Source organism: Pseudonocardia alaniniphila (genome assembly GCF_022524485.1).
GTDB lineage: Bacteria > Actinomycetota > Actinomycetes > Mycobacteriales > Pseudonocardiaceae > Pseudonocardia > Pseudonocardia alaniniphila.
The window spans coordinates 16457-38475 of sequence record NZ_JAKXMK010000039.1 but is presented as its reverse complement, the minus strand read 5'-3'; the positions used below and the strand labels follow the sequence as shown (position 1 = coordinate 38475).

Annotated in this window: 20 protein-coding genes; 7 read left to right on the top strand and 13 right to left on the bottom strand. The window is 72.1% G+C overall.

Annotated features, from left to right (window positions below):
* The first annotated feature begins 5 nt into the window (after positions 1–5).
* The 3 genes from MMF94_RS35625 (at position 6) to MMF94_RS35615 (ending at position 2416) form a co-directional block, all read left to right on the top strand.
* On the top strand, positions 6–1016 hold the full coding sequence (locus MMF94_RS35625) for a Gfo/Idh/MocA family protein (RefSeq protein WP_241041927.1): 1011 nt from the start codon (positions 6–8) through the stop codon (positions 1014–1016).
* A gap of 72 nt (positions 1017–1088) precedes the next feature.
* Positions 1089–2060, top strand: a complete 972-nt coding sequence (locus tag MMF94_RS35620) for a DUF1648 domain-containing protein (RefSeq protein ID WP_241041869.1) — start codon at positions 1089–1091, stop codon at positions 2058–2060.
* Positions 2054–2416, top strand: a complete 363-nt coding sequence (locus MMF94_RS35615) for a GntR family transcriptional regulator (RefSeq protein ID WP_241041868.1) — start codon at positions 2054–2056, stop codon at positions 2414–2416. Before MMF94_RS35620 ends, MMF94_RS35615 begins: the two co-directional genes overlap by 7 nt.
* Before the next feature lie 56 nt (positions 2417–2472).
* Here MMF94_RS35615 and MMF94_RS35610 read toward each other — a convergent pair whose 3' ends face one another.
* Positions 2473–3822 carry an FUSC family protein gene (locus MMF94_RS35610; protein WP_241041867.1) on the bottom strand — a complete coding sequence of 450 codons (1350 nt, stop codon included), beginning with the start codon at positions 3820–3822 and terminating at the stop codon, positions 2473–2475.
* Between the two features lie 435 nt (positions 3823–4257).
* Between MMF94_RS35610 and MMF94_RS35605 the strand changes: the two genes are divergently transcribed.
* Complete coding sequence (locus MMF94_RS35605) at positions 4258–5013, top strand: NUDIX hydrolase (protein ID WP_241041866.1); 756 nt, start codon at positions 4258–4260, stop codon at positions 5011–5013.
* Here the strand turns inward: MMF94_RS35605 and purM are convergent.
* The 6 genes from purM to MMF94_RS35575 all read right to left on the bottom strand — a co-directional run bounded on the left by purM (position 4988) and on the right by MMF94_RS35575 (position 13612).
* Positions 4988–6082, bottom strand: coding sequence for a phosphoribosylformylglycinamidine cyclo-ligase (gene purM, locus MMF94_RS35600; protein WP_241041865.1), 1095 nt, complete (start codon positions 6080–6082; stop codon positions 4988–4990). The two genes, MMF94_RS35605 and purM, sit on opposite strands and share 26 nt — an antisense overlap.
* Positions 6083–6149: 67 nt before the next feature.
* A complete protein-coding gene (gene purF / locus MMF94_RS35595; RefSeq protein ID WP_241041926.1) occupies positions 6150–7694 on the bottom strand; it encodes an amidophosphoribosyltransferase in 1545 nt (514 codons plus the stop codon).
* 107 nt (positions 7695–7801) lie between these two features.
* Positions 7802–10057, bottom strand: coding sequence for a putative bifunctional diguanylate cyclase/phosphodiesterase (locus tag MMF94_RS35590; RefSeq protein ID WP_241041864.1), 2256 nt, complete (start codon positions 10055–10057; stop codon positions 7802–7804).
* 126 nt (positions 10058–10183) lie between these two features.
* The gene (locus tag MMF94_RS35585) at positions 10184–10540 is read right to left on the bottom strand and encodes a sterol carrier family protein (RefSeq protein WP_241041863.1); all 357 of its coding nucleotides are present in this window, start codon (positions 10538–10540) and stop codon (positions 10184–10186) included.
* A 100-nt stretch (positions 10541–10640) separates the two neighbouring features.
* A complete protein-coding gene (gene purL / locus MMF94_RS35580; RefSeq protein ID WP_241041862.1) occupies positions 10641–12929 on the bottom strand; it encodes a phosphoribosylformylglycinamidine synthase subunit PurL in 2289 nt (762 codons plus the stop codon).
* Positions 12930–12961: 32 nt separating this feature from the next.
* Positions 12962–13612, bottom strand: a complete 651-nt coding sequence (locus MMF94_RS35575) for a TetR/AcrR family transcriptional regulator (protein ID WP_241041861.1) — start codon at positions 13610–13612, stop codon at positions 12962–12964.
* An 83-nt stretch (positions 13613–13695) separates the two neighbouring features.
* On the opposite strand from MMF94_RS35575, the gene MMF94_RS35570 reads away from it, so the two are divergent.
* Positions 13696–15195, top strand: coding sequence for an FAD-dependent monooxygenase (locus MMF94_RS35570; RefSeq protein ID WP_241041860.1), 1500 nt, complete (start codon positions 13696–13698; stop codon positions 15193–15195).
* Here the strand turns inward: MMF94_RS35570 and MMF94_RS35565 are convergent.
* The 5 genes from MMF94_RS35565 to purS form a co-directional block, all read right to left on the bottom strand.
* A complete protein-coding gene (locus MMF94_RS35565; RefSeq protein ID WP_379660558.1) occupies positions 15173–15613 on the bottom strand; it encodes a response regulator in 441 nt (146 codons plus the stop codon). The two genes, MMF94_RS35570 and MMF94_RS35565, sit on opposite strands and share 23 nt — an antisense overlap.
* Positions 15613–17193: a sensor histidine kinase gene (locus MMF94_RS35560; RefSeq protein WP_241041859.1), complete on the bottom strand. Its 1581-nt coding sequence runs from the start codon at positions 17191–17193 to the stop codon at positions 15613–15615. Before MMF94_RS35560 ends, MMF94_RS35565 begins: the two co-directional genes overlap by 1 nt.
* Positions 17190–18428, bottom strand: a complete 1239-nt coding sequence (locus MMF94_RS35555) for a PP2C family protein-serine/threonine phosphatase (protein ID WP_241041858.1) — start codon at positions 18426–18428, stop codon at positions 17190–17192. The genes MMF94_RS35560 and MMF94_RS35555 overlap by 4 nt, the downstream gene beginning before the upstream one ends.
* A 96-nt stretch (positions 18429–18524) precedes the next feature.
* The gene (gene purQ / locus MMF94_RS35550) at positions 18525–19199 is read right to left on the bottom strand and encodes a phosphoribosylformylglycinamidine synthase subunit PurQ (protein ID WP_241041857.1); all 675 of its coding nucleotides are present in this window, start codon (positions 19197–19199) and stop codon (positions 18525–18527) included.
* The gene (purS, locus tag MMF94_RS35545) at positions 19196–19429 is read right to left on the bottom strand and encodes a phosphoribosylformylglycinamidine synthase subunit PurS (RefSeq protein ID WP_241041856.1); all 234 of its coding nucleotides are present in this window, start codon (positions 19427–19429) and stop codon (positions 19196–19198) included. Before purS ends, purQ begins: the two co-directional genes overlap by 4 nt.
* A 60-nt stretch (positions 19430–19489) precedes the next feature.
* Between purS and MMF94_RS35540 the strand changes: the two genes are divergently transcribed.
* Both MMF94_RS35540 and MMF94_RS35535 read left to right on the top strand, forming a co-directional pair.
* Positions 19490–20482, top strand: a complete 993-nt coding sequence (locus tag MMF94_RS35540; RefSeq protein ID WP_241041855.1) for an NAD-dependent epimerase/dehydratase family protein — start codon at positions 19490–19492, stop codon at positions 20480–20482.
* A gap of 53 nt (positions 20483–20535) precedes the next feature.
* Positions 20536–21162, top strand: a complete 627-nt coding sequence (locus MMF94_RS35535) for an MBL fold metallo-hydrolase (protein ID WP_241041854.1) — start codon at positions 20536–20538, stop codon at positions 21160–21162.
* Between the two features lie 6 nt (positions 21163–21168).
* Here MMF94_RS35535 and MMF94_RS35530 read toward each other — a convergent pair whose 3' ends face one another.
* Positions 21169–21972, bottom strand: coding sequence for a DUF2334 domain-containing protein (locus MMF94_RS35530; RefSeq protein WP_241041853.1), 804 nt, complete (start codon positions 21970–21972; stop codon positions 21169–21171).
* Positions 21973–22019 lie beyond the last annotated feature (47 nt).

The window sequence follows — 22019 nt, the reverse complement described above, 5'->3', positions numbered from 1 at the left end:
GATCACTGCGCCTCGGATTGATCGGTCTCGGCCGGATCGGCGCGTTCCACGCACAGACGCTCAGTGAGCTGCCCGGGGTCGGCTCGCTCGTCGTCACCGATGCCGTTCCCGCCGTCACGGCCGAGGTCGCCGGGCGCGTGGGCGCCGAGGCGGTCGAATCGCCCGCCAAGCTGCTCGCCGCCGGCGTCGACGGTGTGCTGATCGCGGCGGCCACCGACGCCCACCCCGAACTGCTCCTCGCCGCAGTCGACGCCGGGCTGCCGACGTTCTGCGAGAAGCCCCTAGCCCGGGCCGCCACCGATGCCCTCGCCGTGGCCGAGCGGGTGCGGGCGACCGGTGTCGCCGTGCAGGTCGGGTACCCGCGCCGGTTCGACCCCGGATTCCTGGCGGCCCGCGCCGCGGTGGTGAACGGCGAGCTCGGATGGCTGCACACCGTGCGCTCGACCACGCTCGACCCGGCGCCTCCGCCACCCGCCTACATCGCCGGTTCGGGCGGGATCTTCCGCGACTGCGCCGTGCACGACTTCGACGCCGTCCGATGGGTCACCGGCCGGGAGGTCGTCGAGGTGTACGCGACCGGCTCGAACCGCGGCGAGCAGTTCATCGCCGAAGCCGGGGACGTCGACACCGCGGCCACCGTGCTGACCCTCGACGACGCCACCCTCGCCCTGGTCTCGAACAGCCGCTACAACCCCCGTGGGTACGACGTGCGGCTGGAGTTGCACGGCTCGGCCGACAGCGTCGCCGCCGGACTGGACGACGGACTCCCGCTCCGCTCGACCGAACCCGGCGTGACGTTCCCGAGCGGCCCACCGCACGGGTTCTTCATGGATCGGCTCGCCGCTGCCTTCCGCGCCGAGCTCGCCGCATTCGCCCAGGTCGTGGCCGGCGAACGCCCCTCCCCCTGCACCGTCGACGACGCCATGGAGGTGGTCTGGATCGCCGAGGCCGCCGCCCTGTCGCTGCGCGAACACCGTCCCGTCCGGATCGACGAGGTGCGGCGCCTGCCCGGTTGACGTCGTTCGCGACCCCTTCCCCGAGTGCTTCACTTGTTATAGTTTGTCCATAACAAGTGAAGGGGTTGTTCCATGGCCACCATCCGCACTCGGCGCGCCCTGCTCGCCGGCATCCCGCCTCTGATCGCCCTCGCACCGGTCATCACACTGCTCGCCACCGCCGTCGGCGGCCTGCCCGATCCGATGGCTTCGCACTTCGGCTGGTCGGGCAGTGCGGATGGGTACGCAGGCCGGAGCGCCATCATCGTGATGGCGGCGGTCCTCGCCGTGGGGCTGGCACTGCTGTTCGGCCTCGTCGCACACCAGGGCGGAACACGGAACGTCCCCGGCTCGAGGTGGGACACCGCGCGATGGCTCGTCGGCGTGTCCTGGGCGACCGCCGGTCTCGTCGGCGTGGTCCTCTTCGGCAGCGTCGTGGCCAACCTCGGACTCACCGACCCTGCCGAGGCAGTGCTGCCCTGGTGGACGTTCCCGCTCGGACTGCTCACGGCCGTGGTCGCCGGTGCGGTCGGCGGGCTGGTGGCGCCGAGGACGCCGGGGTCTGGCGAGGAAGCCCAGGCCGTCACCCCCATGACGATCGGGCCGACCGAGCAGATCAGCTGGTCGCGCACCGTCGGATCGCCCTGGTTCCCGCTCGTCGGCGCCGCCTTGGTGGTCGCCGGCGGGGCTCTCGGGATAGCCGTCAACCCGGTTGCCGGCATCGGCGCCTTGGTCGCCGGTGTCGCCGTCACGTTGCTCGCGCGCGCCCGGGTCACCGTCGACCGGCGCGGGCTCACCGTCGCGCTCGGGCTGATCGGATGGCCACGGCTACGGGTCCCGGCCGACGACGTCGCGTCCGTCACCGTCGCCGACATCTCTCCCGCGCAGTTCGGTGGGTGGGGCTACCGGGTCGTGCCCGGCGGTCGCGGCGTGATCATCCGCTCCGGTCCGGCGTTGGTGGTCACGCGGCGTTCGGGACGCCAGGTCACCGTCACCGTGGATGACCCGGAGACCGCGGCGGGCGTCCTCGCCGGCGTCGCGAACGCTAAGGGCGGACCGTGCTGATCCGGGTGGACCCTGCCCGGAGCACGCCGCTCGCGGACCAGATCGCGGCCTGCATACGGCGCGGCATCGCGGACGGCTCCGTGCGCGGCGGCGAGCGGCTGCCCGGTGCACGCGACCTGGCCGCGTCGCTGCAGGTCAGCATCCACACCGTGCTGGCGGGGTATCAGAGCCTGCGTGACGAGGGACTGATCGAGCTCCGCCGTGGCCGTGGCGCCACCGTGCGCGACGGCGTGCTGCCCGGCCGGGCTGCCGTCGTCGAGCTCACCAAGGAGCTCGTGCTCGCGGCCCGGCGGATCGACCTGGACGACGAGGAGATCGTCGAGTTGGTCCGCGCGGCGACGACGAGCACCGGCTGAACCGGTGCGCAGCACCCGCGCCGCGTGGGCGGCGTGGACGCCCACCGGGTGCGAACTCAGTCAGGCGCGGCCTGGGAGCCTCTACTCGCGGAGCCGGTGTTCCGTTTCGTTCGCGGCCGGTCGGCCAGCTGCCGGCTCGTGTCACGCAGCCGCCCCATCGCGCGGGCCGTCCGCCTCCGGGCGGCGGCGCGGCGCCGTTCCTCCCGCAACCGCGCGTGCTCGACGACGTCGAGCTCAGCCAGCATCCGGTCGACCGCCAGCGTGAAGGCGCTGGTCAAGTCCCATATCACCCGATCCTTACCCGGATCGACCAGGAGCCGCTCGGCCGCGCGGCTGCGGCACGCGTGCAGCCGTTGCAACGCCGCGGCGAGCTCGTTCTCCTTCTGGTGCGGGCCCTGGCCCGTCGACTCGGCGCAGATCAGCCTCCCGAAGCCCCGCACGACGCCGGCCAGCCCGCGCAGCAGATCGGCGTACAGCCGGCGGGCCTCGGCATCAACACGGTCAGCGTCCACGCGATCCGGGTCCGCACGGTCCGGTTCCGACTCGACCGTGCGCGCGGTGTCGTAGGCACTGCGGAACAGGCCCCGGATCGTCACCGCACAGCGCTCGAGGACGTCCAGCCCACCCCGCAGGGCGGGGGCGCTCGGGCGGGTGTCCAGCGCCGCCCGCACGTTGAGCTGACGACTCTCCTCCACGTGCTCCAGGGCCCCGTCGACCCGCTGCACGTGACGGTTGAGCCGGCGGGCGTCCTCCAGCCAGCGACCGGCGACGTCGACGGACAGCGAGGACTCCATTTCCTCCGCCGACCTCTCGAGCACCTCGGCGATCTCCTCGGCGAGGCGCAGCACGGCCGACGCTGCCGACCGCACCTTCACGGCGGGCGGGAAGAGGATGTTCACGAGAACGCCCACGGCCGAGCCGATGAGCGTCTCCAGCGTGCGGTCGACGGCGGCGTTCTCGGCCCCGGCGGAGTAGCCCACCGCGAGCACGAGCATCGCGCTGATCGGCACCTCGATGAGCTGCGGCCCCAGCCGCAGCAGCTGCCCCACGATGATCGAGACCGAGACGATCGCGCCGAGGCTCCACCACGTCAGCCCGACCACCGAGACGAAGAGCAGCGCGAGACCCACACCGACCACGACGCTGAGCACCCGTTGCACGCTGCTGATCAGCGTGCTGGTCAAGGTCACCTGCACGACGATGAGGGCTGTGAGGGCCGCGATCAGGGGCGGCGGGTCCCGCATGCCCAGCAGCTGCGCCGCCACGAAAGCCGCCACCGCCGCGCCCGTCAGGCGCGCTGCCCGCGCCAGTGCCGAGCGACCGCTCTCCCGGACCCGGCGGACCGCCTTGTCGGCCAGACGCCGCGGAGCGCCGATCCATCGCGCACTGCGCCATGGCTCCGTCATCGGTGTCGTCCCGCTCCTGCCACGGGCAGCGTGGCCGGCGCACGGATCACACGCCGCCCGCGCACCCGTGACGATCAGCGGCCGGGGTGTCGGCCGCGCTGGTCAGGCCGTGGGAGCGGGGCCCTGCGCCGCGCGGCCACGTCGAGAGCACGGAAGTCGTCCTCGAGTTCCCGAGAGTACGACGGCGCGCCTCCTGGAACGAACCGGCGGCCGGAGACGATCGACAGAGTGGTGATGAGTACGACGATCCCCGACGCTTCGGCCGGGGACCGAACGAGATCAGCAGGGAGGCACCGGCGCCGGATGTCTGTGTCAAAGATCACTTGTCAATACATAAGCTTGTTAAGGCAAGGTCGTCCGTTCGTGCGCTCCGGGGCCACCTGTAGCGTCTGCCCGTTCGATCATCTGCCCATCTCCTCGTCAGGGTGAGATCCGATGCGTGGCAACCTTTTCGCGGTGGCGGTCGACCTGGTGGTTCTCACCGTGCGCGACGACCGGCTCTGTGTGCTGCTCGTGCAACGTCCGGCACCACCGTTCCTCGATGAACCAGCGCTGCCGGGTGGATTCGTGCGACCACACGAGGACCTCCTGGACGCCGCCACTCGCGAACTGATGGAGGAGACGGGACTGACCGTCGACCACCATCACCTCGAGCAGCTCGGCAGCTATGCCGGCCCCGACCGCGACCCGCGAGGCCGGGTGCTGACCGTCGGCCACCTCGCGCTCCTCCCCGGTCTCGCCGGGCCTGCGGACGGGTCCGGGGCGTGGCACGCCGTCCGCGACGTCGGGCCGCTGGCGTTCGACCACGCGCGGATCCTGGCCGACGGTGTCGAGCGGGCCAGGGCGAAGCTCGAATACTCGACGCTGGCCACGTCGTTCTGCCCACCGGAGTTCACGGTGTCGCAGCTGCGGCGCGTGTACGAGGCGGTGTGGGACACCACGATCGACCCGCGCAACTTCCAGCGGAAGGTCACCTCCACGCCGGGCTTCCTGCTACCCACCGGCGAGAAGGTGCGCACCGGCCGCGGCCGTCCTGGTCAGCTGTTCCGGCGCGGCGACGCCACGGCCTTGCACCCGCCGATGCTCCGCGAGCCGATCCCGGCGGCCGCTCGTGGCGTGCACGTTCCCGCCCAGGAGCGGCGGCCCGAGCCGGTCGGCGCGGGCGTCAGAAGCGGGGGTGGTCTCCCTTGAGGTGCACCGGGCCGTCGACAGGCGCCTCGGAGCCCGCACGCCGCACCTCGCCCAGCACCCACGCGGGGACGTGCCGCGCGGTGAGCACGGCCAGAGCGCGGTCGACGTCGTCGGCCGGCACCACCGCCACCATCCCGACGCCCATGTTGAACGTCTTCTCCATCTCCGCGCGGTCGACCCGGCCGCGGGAGGCGATCAGCTTGAACACCGGTGCCGGAGTCCAGGTGCCGCGCTCCACCACTGCGTCGAGCCCCGCCGGGAGCACCCGCGCGAGGTTGCGGGCCAGCCCTCCGCCGGTGATGTGGGCGAAGGTGCGCACGCCCGTCTCGGCGGCCAGCGCGAGGCAGTCGCGGGCGTAGATCCTGGTGGGGACGAGAAGCTCCTCGCCGAGGGTGTGCCCGAACTCCTCGACGTGCCCGGCCAGCGGCATCCGGGCGATCTCCAGCAGGACGTGGCGGGCCAGCGAGTAGCCGTTGGAGTGCAGGCCGGACGAGCCCATCGCGAGGAGCACGTCGCCCGGGCGCACCCGGTCTGGCCGCAGCATCGCGTCGGCCTCGACGATCCCCACGCCGGTGGCGGAGATGTCGTAGCTGCCGTCCTCCATCAGCCCGGGATGCTCGGCGGTCTCCCCACCCAGCAGCGCGCAGCCTGCCTGCTGGCACCCTTCGGCGATGCCCTTGACGATGGTGGCGACCTGGTCGGGCACGAGGCGCCCGACGGCGATGTAGTCCTGCAGGAACAGCGGTTCGGCGCCGCACACGACGAGGTCGTCGACCACCATCGCCACGAGGTCGAGCCCGATCGTGTCGTGCTTGTCGAGCGCCTGCGCAATGGCGATCTTGGTGCCGACGCCGTCGGTGGACGCCGCGAGCACCGGTTCGGTGTAGCGGCCCATCTTCAGCGCGAACAGCCCCGCGAAACCGCCGATACCGCCCATCACCTCTGGCCTGCTCGCCTTCTCGGCGAACGGGCGCAGCGCCTCGACCGCGCGCTCACCTGCGTCGATGTCGACGCCGGCTCCGGCGTAGCTGGCTCTCGGTCCGTCGGCTCCCGAGATGGTCGGCGGCATCGTCGCAACGCTCCTGGCGTGACTGGGGGCCGGCTGAAAGCGCCCCGGATAGGTCGGATGGGGTGGGTCAGGGACGGCGCAGTGCGTCGGCGGCACCGTAGCCGACCGACAGCGGGCCGGCATCGCCCGAAGCGGCGCCGGACACCTTCTCGTCGACCTCGTCGTCGAGAACCGGAGGTACCAGCTTCTCCAGCAGATGCTTGCCGAGCCGCGCCTCCTCGGGCAGCGGGATCGGGTACTCGCCGTCGAAGCAGGCCGAACAGAGCCGGGTGCGCGGCTGCTCACTGGCGGCGATGAGGCCCTCCAGCGAGACGTAGCCCAGGCTGTCGGAGCCGATCGAGCGGCGCACGCCCTCGGTGTCCAGCGCACCGGCCACCAGTTCGGCCCTGGTGGCGAAGTCGATGCCGTAGAAGCACGGCCAGCGCACCGGCGGAGAGGCGATCCGCACGTGGACCTCGAGCGCGCCCGCCTCACGCAGCATGCGCACCAGCGCGCGCTGGGTGTTGCCACGCACGATCGAGTCGTCGACGACGACGAGCCGCTTGCCCCGGATGACGTCGCGCAGCGGGTTGAGCTTGAGCCGGATGCCGAGCTGGCGGATGGTCTGGCTGGGCTGGATGAAGGTGCGCCCCACGTAGGCGTTCTTCACCAGGCCCTGCCCGTACGGGATGCCCGAGCCCTGCGCGTAGCCGATCGCGGCCGGTGTGCCCGACTCCGGCACGGGGATCACGAGGTCGGCGTCGACGGGGTGCTCGGCGGCGAGACGCCGGCCGATCTCCACCCGCGCCGCGTGCACGGAACGGCCGGAGATCGTGGTGTCGGGCCGCGCCAGGTAGACGTACTCGAACACGCAGCCCTTCGGCTCGGGGGCGGCGAACCGGGAGCTGCGCATCCCGTCGGCGTCGATGGCCAGCAACTCGCCCGGCTCGACCTCACGCACGATCGACGCACCGACGATGTCCAGTGCCGCGGTCTCGCTGGCCACCACCCAGCCGCGCTCGAGGCGGCCGAGCACCAGCGGGCGGACGCCGTGGGGGTCGCGGGCGGCGTAGAGCGTCTGCTCGTCGGCGAACACCAGGGAGAAGGCACCCCGGACCCGGGGCAGGAGCCGCATCGCAGCCTCCTCGACACCCGTGTCGGCGGCGGTGGCGGCGAGCAGCTCGGTCATGATGTCCGAGTCGGTGCTCGACCGGATGCCCGAGCGGTCCGGCTTGGCGGAGTCGCGCAATGCGGCCACCTCGTCGCGTAGCTCCGCGGTGTTGACGAGGTTGCCGTTGTGCCCCAGGGCGATGCCGCTACCGGTGGCGGTGGTGCGGAAGGTGGGCTGGGCGTTCTCCCAGGTGGTGGAGCCGGTGGTGGAGTAACGGCAGTGGCCGACCGCCAGGTGCCCCTTGAGCGACGAGAGCACCTGCTCGTCGAACACCTGGCTGACGAGCCCGAGGTCCTTGAACACGACCATGCGGTGGCCGTCGGACACCGCGATGCCGGCGGCCTCCTGGCCACGGTGCTGCAGTGCGTAGAGGCCGTAGTAGGTCAGGTTGGCGACATCCTCACCGGGCGCCCACACACCGAAGACGCCGCACTCCTCGCGGGGTGGGAGGTCGAGCGCGATGACGTCGAGGGCAGCGCCGTCGGCGGGGGTGGGATGAGGATTGCGTTCGGTCGGGTGCTCGTTCCGGGGGGAACTCGGCACAACACGCTCCTTGCGCAGACGACGACTCAATGCCCGATGCTACGCCGAAGGAGCTCAGGCACCCACACTCCGGGACCGGCATCACCGAACCATCTGCCCTGCCCGATATCGCAGCCGAGCTCGGCGAGCCGTTCGGCCTGAACCGCCGTCTCGACCCACTCGGCGGTCACCTCCAGGCCGAGTGCGTGGGCCATCTCGACCAGGGCACGAACGATCGAGGAGTCGGTGGGATCGGCCGACGGGTTGCGCAGCCCATCGATGAACGAGCCGTCGATCTTGAGCGCGTGCACCGGGAGCCTGCGTAGCCAGGCGAGGCTCGAGTAGCCGGTGCCGAAGTCGTCGAGCGCCAGCCGGACGCCCGCGGCCCGCAGCGCGTTGAGCGCCTCGAGGGCGACGTCCTCGTCCCCCAGCACGGCCTGCTCGGTGATCTCCAGCTGCAGCAGCCCGGGAGGCAGGCCGCTGGAGCGGAGCGCGCTGGTGACGGCGTGGACCCACCCTGGCTCGGCCAGTTGCAACGGCGAGACGTTGACGCTCACGAACGGCGCGTCGGGGCCGAGGTCACGCCACCAGCTCGCCGCCTGACCGCACGCCTCCTCGAGCACCCACCGGCCGAGCGGGACGATGGCGCCGCTGTGCTCGGCCAGCTCGATGAACCGGTTGGGCCCGATGAGGCCCTGCTCGGGGTGCTGCCAGCGGACCAGCGCCTCCGCCCCGCGCACCCGGCCGTCGGCGAGCTGGACGAGCGGCTGGAACGCCAGCCGGAACTCCCCCCGCTCGATCGCGCCGCGGAGCCCGGACAGGAGCGCGAACCGGGCCGACTCGGTGGCGTCACGCTCCGGGTCGAACACCACCCTGCGCCCACCCCCGAGCGCCTTCGCCCACGAGCGGGCGACGTCGGCGCCGCGGAGGAGCTCTGCCGCAGACCCGCCCACGGTGGCTGACTCGGCCACGCCGATGCTGGCCGACACCACCAGGTTGTGCCCGTCGATGTTGAACGGGATCGCCAGTGCGGCCTGCAGCCGATCGGCGAGCCGTCCGACGTCGGCGCAGTTCTCCGGGCCCGCCACCAGCACCGCGAACTCGTCCGCCCCGATCCTCGTGACGAGATGGCAGTCGGCAGCCAGCTGCAACCGGCCGGCGACGGCGAGCAGGAGCCGGTCACCGGTCTGCTCGCCCAGGTCGTCGCCGACGGTGTGGAAGTCGTCGATGAGAAGGACGCAGATCCCCACCCGCTCGGGACCGTCGTCGGCGAAGGCGCGGTTCAGCCATTGCTCGGTGACGGTCCGGTTCGGCAGCCGGGTGAGCTGGTCCTGGTAGGAGACGTCCTGGAGCCAGGAGCGCAGCCGGTGCCGGTCGGAGACGTCCTCGACCACGGCCACCAGATGCGACGGGTTCCCGGCGTCGTCGACGATGGGCGAGGCGGTGACGTGGACCCAGACCACCTCGGAGTCGGGACGGACGAGCCGCATCTCCATCCGCACGGCGCCCGGGATGCCGTTGACGAGGCGCTGGAAGCGCTCGACGACGTCGAGCACGTCGTCGGGATGGACGAAGTCGGACACCGGCCGCGGCTGATCCAGCGGCCCCTCCTGCCCGTACATCCGGAACAGCGCCGCGTTCATGTCGAGGACGAGGCCGTCCAGCCCGATGATCGCCATGCCGAACGTCGACTGCTCGTACACCGCGTGGACGTGCCGGCCCGTGACGGCCGCGATCCGGGCCGACGTGGAGCCGTGCTCCGGGCCGGCCTCCTCGTCGGCGCGAGTGCCGACCGTGGCCGAACCGTTCCTGCCGTTGATCTCGCTGCCGTTGATCTCGCTGCCGTTGCGGTGGGCGCCGTTGCGGTCGGCGCCGGAGCGTTCCTGCAGGGAGCCGATGACTCCGGCGAGGAGCTCGTCGAGCACGTCGACGAGCCGCCGTTCACCCTCCGCCCCGGGCACGCCGATCGCGGCGGCCGCCTCCTCCCGCAACAGGCGCAGGCTCGGGGCCACCACGTCCTCGACGTAGACCGGACGGTCCGGCGCACCGCAGAGCCCGGTGCTGAGCAGCTCCGCCCCGATCTCCCTGGCTGCGAGCGGCCAGAACGGCTCGGCGCGCAGCGTGGCCGCCAGCCTGCGCAGCAGCGTGGCCAGACGGGCGGCGACCCCGGGGCCACCGTCCGGTCCGAGCTCGGCCCACTGGGCGGCGAGCTGGTCGATCCGGCCGCGGTCGTAGGCATCCGTTCGCGCACCCGGGCCGAACTGGGGAGCGGTTGCGTCAGGAAGGCTGCGCGGTGCCACCACGCGGCCACCTCCCGTCGCCCATTCGGTCCGCACTGGCCGTGATCGGACAATTCTCCGTATCAGGCTGTGTTTGCGCCACCACCATGTGTTGGCATTCACCCAGCGGGAGGGCGGTGTTACACCCGGTCAGGAAAGAGGGAGCAAACATGCGATCTCGCTGCTCCTGGACCCGGACGCGTGCAGCGTTCCGGATTGCAGAGCCTGCTCCCACGTCAGCCTCCCGGTCACGAGCGACAGCCAGGTGCGGGGATCGGTCTCCACCACATTGGGCGGGTTGCCGCGTCCGTGTCTAGGCCCGGCGATGCACTGCACTGCGCCGAGTGGCGGCACGCGGACTTCCACACTGCGCCCGGGCGCCGCGCCGGCGACCGCGGTGAGGCTCTCCTTCACCGCGGCACGCAGCACGGCTCGCTCCGGTGGTGCACCCCCGTCGAGCCAGTCCAGCACGGCTCGGAGGGCGCCGTCGTCGATCTCCTCCGGCATGCCGCGAACCTATCCCGCCGACTCCCCCTTGCAGCAAAGTCACTTTTACGCAATGACATCGCCGCAACGTTGGCCGTCCTGTGATGCGGGAGCTTCCCGGTCAGCCGAAAAGACCCGGCAGGGTCGCCTCCCACGCCGTGCGCAGCTCGGACAGGGCCAGGCCGGGAAGGCCGGCAACGGACAGCGCGGCACCGCCCGTGGTGCCCAGTGTGGTGACCGGCACACCGATATCGGTCGCCAGTGCCTGGATCCGGTCAATCTGCTCGGGCGCGGCCGTCACGAGCACCCGGCCGGCCGACTCCGAGAACAGCGCGACGAACGGGTCGAGGGCCGGCGGCAGCTCGACGGCGGCACCCTGGTCCCCGGCGAGGCACGCCTCCACGAGGGCCTGTGCGAGACCACCGTCGGACAGGTCGTGCGCACCGCTGAGCAACCCTTCGTCAGCGGCGCTCGCGAGCAGCCTCGCGAGGCGCTGCTCGGCCGCGAGGTCGACGGCCGGCGGACGCCCACCCAGATGACCGTGCACGACGTTGGCCCACTCGCTGCCGCCGAGCTCGTCGCGGGTGTCACCGAACAGCAGCACCGTGTCGCCCTCGCGCGTGAACCCGGACCGGACGCGGCGGGCCACGTCGTCGATCACACCGAGGACGCCGACCACCGGGGTGGGCAGGATCGCCCGCTCACCGGTCTGGTTGTAGAAGCTGACGTTGCCGCCGGTGACGGGCAGGCCCAGCGCGACGCAGCCGTCGGCGAGGCCGCGCACGGCCTGCTGGAACTGCCACATCACGTGCGGATCTTCCGGCGAGCCGAAGTTCAGGCAGTTCGTGACGGCCAGCGGCACGGCACCACTCGTCGCCACGTTGCGGTAGGCCTCGGCCAGTGCGAGCTGGGCGCCGGCGTACGGATCCAGCGCGACGAACCGCGCGTTGCAGTCGGTGGCGACGGCCACCCCACGCCCGGTCTCCTCGTCGATGCGCACCATGCCGGCGTCGGCGGGCTGGGCGGAGGCGGTGTTGCCGCGGACGTAGCGGTCGTACTGGTCGGTGACCCACCCGCGGCTGCACAGGTTGGGACTCGCGGCCATCCGGAGGATCTCCGCGCGCAGCGCGTCGGGCGAGGCCGGTCGGCTCAGCCGGTCCGGGACGTCGGCGACGAGCGTGTCCTGAACGGCCGAACGCTGCACCGGCCGCCGGTAGACCGGGCCGTCGTGGGCCACGGTGCGCGGCGGCACGTCCACCACGGTCTCGCCGTGCCAGTCGATCACGAGCCGGTCGCCGTCGGTGACCTCGCCGATGACGCTCGCGAGCACGTCCCACTTGCGGCACACCGCCATGAACGCGTCGACGTCCTCCGGCCGCACGACGGCGCACATGCGCTCCTGCGACTCGCTGGAGAGGATCTCGGCCGGCGTCATGCCGGTGGCGCGCAGCGGCACCGCGTCCAGGTCGACGTGCATCCCGCCGTCGCCCGCGCTGGCCAGCTCCGACGTGGCGCAGGAGAGGCCTGCGCCACCGAGGTCCTGGATGCCGACCACCAGGCCGGCGTGGAAGAGCTCCAGGCAGCACTCGATGAGCACCTTCTCCATGAAGGGGTCGCCCACCTGCACCGACGGGAGCTTCTTGCGTCCGGTCGCCGACTCGTCACCCGAGAAGGTCTCGCTGGCGAGCACGGAGACGCCGCCGATGCCGTCCAGCCCGGTGCGGGCGCCGAACAGGATGATCTTGTTGCCCGTGCCGGACGCGAACGCGAGGTGCAGATCCTCGGTGCGCATCGCCCCGATGCAGAGCGCGTTGACGAGCGGGTTGCCCAGGTAGCCCTCGTCGAACACGACCTCGCCGCCGATGTTCGGCAGGCCGAGCGAGTTGCCGTAGCCGCCCACGCCCGCGACCACGCCGGGCAGCACCCGGGCCGTGTCGGGTGCGTCGGCCGGGCCGAAACGCAACGGGTCGGCGACGGCGACCGGGCGCGCGCCCATCGCCATGATGTCGCGCACGATCCCGCCGACGCCCGTGGCGGCCCCCTGATACGGCTCGACGTACGACGGGTGGTTGTGCGACTCGACCTTGAAGGTGACGGCCCACCCGTCCCCGATGTCGACCACGCCGGCGTTCTCGCCGATCCCCGCGAGCATCCGCTTGCGCATCTCGTCGGTGGTGGTCTCGCCGAAGTAGGCGAGGTGCACCTTGGAGGACTTGTAGGAGCAGTGCTCGCTCCACATGACGGCGTACATCGCCAGCTCGGCATCGGTGGGCCGACGGCCCAGGATCTCCCGGATGCGCGCGTACTCGTCGTCCTTCAGCCCGAGTTCACGGTAGGGCTGCGGGTGGTCGGGGCTGTCGGCGGCGTTCTGGACGGTGTCGGTGTGCTGCGCGGTGGCGGCGGACGTCACCGTTCAAGCGTACGTAAGGGCGGCGGGGAGCCTCACCGCTCCTGGTTCGCAGGCGGCGTGCCTGCGATCCCGCGATAGATGAAGTCGGTCAGGACGTCGATCGCCTCGTCGTCGCCGACCTGCCGGCCCGTGCCGTCGCCGCCTGCCACCAGCCACGTGTAGGCGAACTGTTCGAGCAGGCTCTGGAACGCCGACACCACGAGCCGCGGATCGCCGGGCAGCGGGATGCCTGCGGCCCTCACGTGCTCGAAGTGCCCGGCCATATGGGCACCGTCGGCGGCGAGGATCTCCTGCAACCGCAGGCCGAACTCCGGGTTCGCCATCGCGGCCTGCCGCAGCGCCACCATCTCGGGGATGTGCCGCCGGTAGAACGCCCAGTACGCCGCCACATGCCAGCGCACGGCGTCCCGGTCGGTGAAGTCGGGGTTGTGCGCCGGCTGCTCCGCGGCCTCGTCGCCCTCGGCCAGCATGTCCTTCAGCAAGGCGGCGAGCAGCTCGTCCTTGCTGGTGAAGTGGTTGTAGAACGACCCGGCCGCACGTCCGGCCTCGGCCGTGATGTCGGTGATCTTCGTGTTGACGTAGCCGCGCTCGGCGAAGACGCGCTTGGCCGCTGCCTTCAGCGCTGCCTCCGTCTCGGCCGCCTTCGCCTTGCGGCCCGTGACCGTGCTCACCGGCCGGCCCATCGCCCACCTCCTTGACGCGGACGCTAGCAGCGGATCAAACTGAATCAAGATTCACTGAATTTGGATTCATCCAAGGGGGCGTTGTGGACACACAGGTCCTGATCGCCGGCGCCGGACCCACCGGGCTGACCCTCGCCATCGAGCTGGCCCGTCGCGGCGTCGGCGCCCGGATCATCGAGCGGGCCGCCACGCCCGCCGTCGGCTCGCGCGGCGACGGACTGCAGCCGCGCACCCTGGAGGTCTTCGACGATCTCGGCGTGCTCGACGCGGTGCTGGCCGCCGGCTCCCCGCAGGCGTCGATGCGGGCGTACGCGGGCGGGCGCTTCCTCGGCGAGAGGCGGATGAGCGACTGGCAGGAGCCCACACCGGACGTGCCGCACCCGAATCCGTGGATGCTCGGGCAGGACCGGACCGAGGGCATCCTGCGCGACCGGCTCGCCGGGCTGGGCGTGCGCGTCGATCTCGCCACCGAGCTCGTCACGTTCACCCAGGACGAGAACGGCGTGACCGCCACCCTCCGGCGCAACGGCGTGCAGGAGACCGTGCGGGCCAGCTACCTGGTGGGCGCCGACGGCGGAGCGAGCACCGTCCGCAGGACGCTGGGCATCCCGTTCGAGGGCAGCACCGACGAGTCGATCCGCATGCTGCTCGGTGACGTGCGGGCCGATGGTCTCGACCATGGCAGTGGCTACTGGTTCTCCGACGAGCACGACCTGCGCAGCGGCGTCGCGCTCACCCCGCTGCCCGGTGGTGATCTCTTCCAGTTCGCCTGCCCGCTCGACGCGACCGGCACCGAACCGTCACTCGCCACGCTGCAGGCCGTGCTCGACCGGTACTGCCCGGACTCGGCCCCGCGGCTGCGGGAGCTGGCCTGGACCACGGTGTGGCGGCCGAACGTGCGGCTGGCGCGCCGGTTCCGGGACGGCACGGTGTTCCTCGCGGGCGACGCTGCCCACGCCCACCCGCCCACCGGCGGGCAGGGCCTCAACACAGGCGTGCAGGACGCCTACAACCTCGGTTGGAAGCTGGCTGCTGCGCTGAGCGGCCCCGAGGCGGAGGCCGTCCCGCTGCTCGACTCCTACGAAGCCGAGCGCCTGCCCGTCGCGGCCAGAGTGCTCGGCATCAGCACCGCGTTGCTGCGCAAGCACGTCGCGGGCGACGCCGACGCGCACCGTCGCGGCGCCGAGACCCACCAGCTCGACGTCGGGTATCGGGACAGCCCGCTGGTCCGCGACACGCGTACCGAGCCCGGCAGGCTACGGGCGGGCGATCGGGCCCCCGACGCACCTGTGGTCGATGCCGACGGCCGTGCGATCCGGCTGTTCGACCTGTTCCGAGGCCCGCACGCAACGTTGCTGACCTTCGGCGCCACCGCAGCCGATACGACGGTGGCGGAGCCCGGAATGCCGGTGCACCCCGTGCTCCGCCCCGGCGAACGCGCGACCGCCTCGGCGGTGGTGGACGCCGAGGGGCACGCGTTCAGCGCGTACGACGTGGCGGACGGCACCGCGGTACTCGTCCGCCCCGACGGTTACGTCGGGTCGATCACGCGCTCGCTGGTCAGCTCCCCGTCGGGAGCTTGACCACGCTCACGAAGAAGTGGTCGATCTGTTTGATGGCCTCGATGAAGCCCTCGAAGTCGACCGGTTTGGTGACGTAGGCGTTGGCGTGGAGCTGGTAGCTGCGCAGTACGTCCTCCTCCGCCTGGGAGGTGGTGAGGACGATCACCGGGATGTGGCGCAGATCCTCGTCCGCCTTCACTTCCTGCAGCACCTCACGCCCGTCGCGGCGGGGCAGGTTCAGGTCGAGCAGGACCAGGTCCGGGCGGGGCGCGTCGGTGTAGGGCTCCTCGCGTCGCAGGTAGGCCAGCGCCGCCGCGCCGTCCGTCACCACGTCGAGCCGGTTGTGCAGGTACTCCTCGAAGGCCTCGCGGGTCATCAGCACGTCGCCGGGGTCGTCCTCGACCAGCAGAACGTTGATGATCCGGGGTTGGGGGTCGATCACTCGTGGGTCTCCTCAGGAGGCACGGGAAGGGTGAACCGGACGGCGGCGCCGGGGCCGGGGGTCTCGACGAGACCGATCCGGCCGCCGTGGAACTCGACGATCTTCTTCGCGAGCGCCAGCCCGATGCCGGTTCCTGGATAGACGTCACGGCCGTGCAGCCGCTGGAAGATCACGAACACCTTGTCGGAGTACTCCGGCTCGATGCCGATGCCGTTGTCGCTGACAGTGATCTCCCAGAAGTCGCCGTCGCGCCTGCACTCCAGGCGGACGACCGGTGGCACGTCGGTGCGGTGGAACTTCAGCCCGTTGCCCAGCAGGTTCACCAGCAGGGCCTGCAACAGGGCCCGGTCGCCGGAGACCACCGGCAGCTCGCCGATGACGATCTCGCCTGCCGCCTCCTCGCGGGTGGACTCGAGCTGGGCGGCCGCTGTGGCCGCCAGCTCCCCGAGGTCGACGGAGACGAAGTTCTCGGTCGTACGGCCCACCCGGGAGAACGCCAGCAGATCGTTGATCAGCCGCTGCATCCTGGAGGCGCCGTCGACGGCGAACTCGATGTACTGGTCGGCGCGCTCGTCGAGTTTGCCGCCGTAGCGGCGCTGCAGCAGCTGGCAGAAGCTCGAGACCTTGCGCAGCGGCTCCTGGAGGTCGTGGCTCGCGACGTAGGCGAACTGCTCGAGGTCACGGTTGGAGCGCTCCAGCTCCTGGGCCTGCTCGTCGAGGCGGCGGTTGGTCGCCTGGGCCTCGTCGAGGTCACGCAGGATGTGCTGGCGCATCGCCTCGACGTCCGCCCCGAGACCGACGATCTCGCGCGGGCCACCGGCGCGGACGGACCGGGTGGCGTCCTCGGACACGACCTCGCGAACCTGCGTCGCCAGATCCGAGATCGGCCGGATGATCCCCCGCCGCAACCCGATGGCCGCGGCGACGAGGAACGAGGCCAGCAGAGCCGCGATCGCCACCCCGACGACGAGCAGGAACGTCGAGGCGCTCTCGATGCCGTGCCTGGCCGCCTCCCGCCTCGCCTGCACGTCGGCGAGCAGCGCCTGGACCTTCGTCCTGACCTGGTCGAACAGAGCGCGTCCCAGCTCCGGGTCGGACGCACCGGGCGGACCGGTGAGAACGGCCCCGGCGTACTGGGTGCGCCAGTTCTGCGCGGCCTGCTCCACGGCGTCGATCTGGGCGTCGAGACCGGGAAGGCGGCCGCCTGCGGTGAGGCGGCGCAGCTCGGCGATCATCGCGTCCTCGCCGACGCGCCCGTCCTGGTAGGGCTGCAGGAACTCGGGGCGCCGGCCCAGGTCGTAGCCCCGCACGCCGGTCTCCTGGTTGAGCAGCGATCCCGACAGCTGCTGCGCGGCGATCAACGCGGGGCCTGCCGAGTCGAGCAGCGCGACCCGCGTCTCGGAGAGCCGCCACAGGGAGACGCCACCGAGGATCACGACGGTCACGGCGAAGAGCGCCGCCAGCGACGCACCGAGGGCGAAGATCCGCCCCAGCGGCCAGTGGCGCCCACCCTCCTCCAGCCGCTCCAGGCGCACCTCTCCACGTTGGTCCGGCGGCGTCAGGTCGAGCGCGGTCATCGCACCGCCGCACCGGACGGTGCCGCGTCGGCCTGAGGCGCGTCCTGCGGTGCGGTGTCCGACGAGAGCAGCAGGATCGCGATGTCGTCGGAGAGCGGGCCGGCGTTGAGGTCGTGCGCACGCTCCACGAGCCGGGCAGGCAGCTGTTCCAGATCGGTGTCACGCTCCTGCGCCAGCATCTCGAGCAACCCCTCCTCCCACAGCGGCTCGCCGGGGATGGGGCCCCTTCCCTCGATCAGGCCGTCGGTGTGCAGCAGCAGCGCCCATTCGGCGCCGAGCGCGACGCACCCAGGTTCCCACGTCGCATCGGCGGCCACGCCCAGAGGCAGACCGACCGGCGCGGCCGCCGACCGCGGCTGCGGGATCAGGGAGATCGGTGGTGGATGCCCTGCCAGGCGCACGAGCACCTCGGTCTGCGGCCGCCCGCCGACCGGACTCTCGTCGATGCGGAACGCCACGGTGCACACCGTGGTGAACAGCGACCGGTCGTGTCGCTCGCTGACCAGCAGCTGCTGGAGCTTCGGCAGCACCTGGGGCTCGTCCACGCCGGCCAGCACGAGTGCCCGCCACGACACCCGCAGCAACGCACCCAGCGCTGCTTCGTCCGGGCCGTGGCCGCAGACGTCGCCGACGATCGCGTGCACCGTGCCGGTGGGCCCGAGAACGGCGTCGAAGAAGTCGCCGCCGATCAACGAGCGGGTGCGGCCCGCCCGGTAGAACGACCGGGCCCGCACGGGGCTGCCTGCCAGCAGCGGTGACGGCAGCAGCCCGCGTTCGAGGCGAGCCGACTCCGCTGCCGCGAGCTGTTCCTCCCGCAGCCGCAGCAGGCTCGCCTCCGCCCGGCGCCGCTCCACGGCGTACCGGACGGCGCGGATCAGCACCTGCCCGTCGACCTTGCCCTTGACGAGGTAGTCCTGGGCACCGGCCGCGACGGCCGCGATGCCGAGGTGTTCGTCGTCGAGGCCGGTGAGGACGCAGACGGCCGGGGCGCCCTCGGTCCGCAGGATCCGGCGCAGTCCGTCGAGACCGTCGGTGCCGGGGAGGTTGAGGTCGAGCAGCACGCAGTCGCAGCGCCCGAGCAGGCCACGCTCGATCACCTCGGACACGGACTCCGCGACCGTCACCCCGAGCCCTGGATCCACTTCGTCGAGCAACTCGCGCACGAGGAACACGTCTCCGGGGTCGTCCTCCACCAGCAACACATGGCGCGGAGCGGCCGGAACGGTTCGGGTCATGCCGAGCGCTCCTCCTTGCGGGCCGCCGCAGCGTGATGCGTTGACGGGACCCGAAAGCCTAGATCGCGCCGCTCATGGTGCGTCCAACCGGGGCTGTCACGCGGCGGACGCCGCACCCTGCAGCACCGACCTGAACAGCGCCAACCCGTCCTGTGACGGACCGGTCAGCGTGTCGATCGCATGCTCGGGGTGGGGCATCAGGCCGACGACACGACCGTCGGCGGAGCTGATGCCTGCGATGGCCGACATCGCCCCGTTGGGGTTCGCACCGGCATACCGGAAGACCACCCGGCCGTCGCCCTCGAGCCGCTCCAGGGTGGCGGCGTCGGCCACGAAGCGGCCTTCGCCGGACTTGAGCGGAACGAGGATCTCCTGGCCCGCGGTGAAAGCACCCGTCCAGGCGGTGGCGGAGGACTCGACCCGCAGCCGCTGATCGCGGCAGACGAAATGCAGCCCCGAGTTCCGCGTGAGCGCTCCGGGCAGCAGCCCGGCCTCGCAGAGGATCTGGAACCCGTTGCAGATGCCGAGCACGGGAGTGCCGCGGCCGGCCGCGGCCACGACCTCGGTCATGATCGGGGCCATGCTGGCGATGGCACCGGCACGCAGGTAGTCGCCGTAGGAGAAGCCACCCGGGACGATCACCGCGTCGACACCCTGCAGGTCGCGGTCGGCGTGCCACAGCGCGACGGGCTCAGCACCCGCGTAGCGCACCGCGCGCGCCGCGTCGATGTCGTCGAGCGTGCCGGGGAAGGTGATGACCCCGATCCTCATGCCCTGGTCACCACCCAGTCCTCGATCACGGGGTTGGCCAGCAGGCTGCCCGCCACGCGGTGCAGCGTCTCGTCGTCGATGGAGTCATCCACCTCGAGCTCGAAGTGCTTGCCCTGCCGCACGTCCCCCACCCCGGCCACGCCCATCCGCGCGAGCGCACCCGCGACGGCCTGGCCCTGCGGGTCGAGGATCTCCGGCTTCGGCATCACGTCCACCACGACCTTTGCCACGTCATCAGCGTACGGCGAACACCATTGCCGCCCTGCGCCGCCGTCCGTGAGGCTCCTCGCATGGGTCGATGGCTGGTGCTGGGCGGCACGCGTTTCCTCTCCCGGGCGGTGGCGGCCACGGCCGTGGCCAGAGGCCACGAGGTGGTGTGCGCGGCGCGCGGGTCCTCCGGTGCCGTACCCCCCGGCGCGAAGCTCCTCGTGGTGGACCGCGACGCTCCCGGCGCGCTCGAGCCCGTGGCTGACGAGGCGTTCGACGCGGTCGTGGACGTCGCCAGGATGGCGCTGCCGTGGGTGCGCTCGGCGATCGACGCCGTGGGGGCGAACGCGGGGCACTGGACCTTCGTCTCCAGCATCAGCGTGTACGCCGACAGCTCCACGCCCGGCCACGGCATCGGTGACACGCTCGTCGAGCCGCGCACGGACGAGACCATCACCGACGACGAAGCCGCGTACGGCCCGGTCAAGGCGGCGTCGGAGACCGTCGTGCGGGAGCTCGCGGGCGATCGGGCGCTGATCGTGCGCGCCGGCCTCATCTGCGGCCCGGACGACCTCACCGATCGGTTCGGCTACTGGCCGAACCGGTTCGCGCGGGGCGGCCGGGCGCTCGTCCCGGGTGATCCCCGGCAGGCCGCCCAGATCGTCGACGTGCGCGACCTCGCCGACTGGATCGTGCGGTCCGGGGAGGAGCACCTCGTCGGGACCTTCGACGCGAGCGGGCCCCGCTCCACGCTGGGCGCGGTGCTCGACGAGGTCGCCGACGCCGTCGGGGCCACGGATCTGGAGCGCGTCCCCGCCGCGCCGGAAGCGCTCACAGCGGCCGGGGTACAGCCGTGGTCCGGGCCGCGGTCGCTGCCGCTGTGGCTGCCCGCGTCGCATGCCGGGATGCTGGCCCGCGACACCGCACCGGCTGCGGCGGCCGGCCTGCACTGCCGTCCGATCGCCGACACCGCCCGCGCAGCACTCGCGCACGAGCGGGCTCTCGGCCCGGACCGCCCGCGCCGCGCCGGACTCACCCCGGACGAGGAGTCGGAGGTCCTCGACAGGATCAGCTGACCCCGGGCAGGCGAACCATGCACGCCGGGCTACGGATGGGGACACTGTCGGCCGTGGAGACAACCCATTACGGCCACTCGTGCGTCCTGCTCGACACCGGCGCCGCGCGACTCCTCCTCGACCCCGGGGCGTTCTCGTCCGGATTCGAAACGGTGGGCGGACTCGACGCGGTGCTCGTCACGCACCAGCACTTCGACCATCTCGACACCGACCGGCTCGGTGCGCTGCTGTCGGCCAACCCCGATGCCCGCCTGATCGTCGACTCCGGCACGGCCGGGCAGCTCGCCGGGTTCGAGCACGAGGTGGTGGAGCCGGGGGCGTCGTTCGAGGTGGGCGGGGCCCGGGTCGAGGTGCTCGGCGGGGAGCACGCGGTGATCCACCCGGACATCCCGGTGATCCCCAACAACGCCTACCTGATCGACGGCACTCACCTGCACCCCGGCGACGCCTTCACCCCACCGCCGGCACCGATCGACGTGCTGTTCCTGCCCACCGGGGCACCCTGGCTCAAGGTGTCCGAGGCCGTGGACTACCTGCGGGCCGTGGCGCCGCGCACGGCGGTGCCGATCCACGAGGCCGTGCTCGCCCGCCCCGCGTTGCACTATGGGCTGTTCGAGCAGCTCGGCCCCGAGAAGACCACGATCACGGTCCTCGACCGGGAGACGCCGACCGCGATCTGACCGCGCTCAGGCGGCGAGTGCCCCCGCCGTCAGGCGGTAGGTGGCGGGGACGGCGCCCATCTCGAGTGCGGCGTCCACCGCCGCCAGCACCGCTGTGCGCCGCGCTTCGCGCTTGAGGTCCTTGGCACGGATGTTGATCCGCACCAGCCCGCCGCGCCGCACGGTCCGCGCGACCTCCGCGCCGAGCACCCGGCAGCGCCACGCCTCCGCGGCCTTCCGGTCGTCGGCAAGCGGGTGGCGCTCCCCCGAAGCCCGGAACCCGAGCACCTTGGCCCGCACCACGGCGCCCGCGGCACTCTGCAGGAAGCGCACGCCGTTCTCGTCGGCGAGCACTGAGAAGCCCTGCTCGTGGAGGGCCTCGACCGTGCCGGGTGAGGCCATCCAGCGCGGCGGGACGAACAGGTCGGTGCGCAGACCCAGCGCCGTGAGAGCGCGACGGGCCGCCGTCAGGCGGAGGCCGGCCTCGTGGCGGGGCAGCGCGGCGAACTCGGCGCGGCGGCGCACCCGCGGCAGGACCGAGGACTGCCACGAGCCGATCGGTTCGGCGGTGTGGTCGTAGCCGTGCAACACGATGGCGTCCCCGGCCGCGCGCCGCTCGTGCATCCAGCGCACCAGAGGCGAGTCCACCTCCGTCGTTCCGGACGCCGAGCGCGGCCGGAACAGCTGGGACAACGGCACGGCGCGCGCGTCGAGCTCCGCGGCGAACTCGATGCCACGGGTCAAGGACTCAGGAGCCTCGTGCGTCAGCCCGGACACCGAGACGACCAGGCGGGACGACACGACCGGACGAGGTGCGGTCAGCGTTGCCACGGAGCTATGAACGCACGCCGGTGTGAACAGCGGTTTGCTGTGCCGTG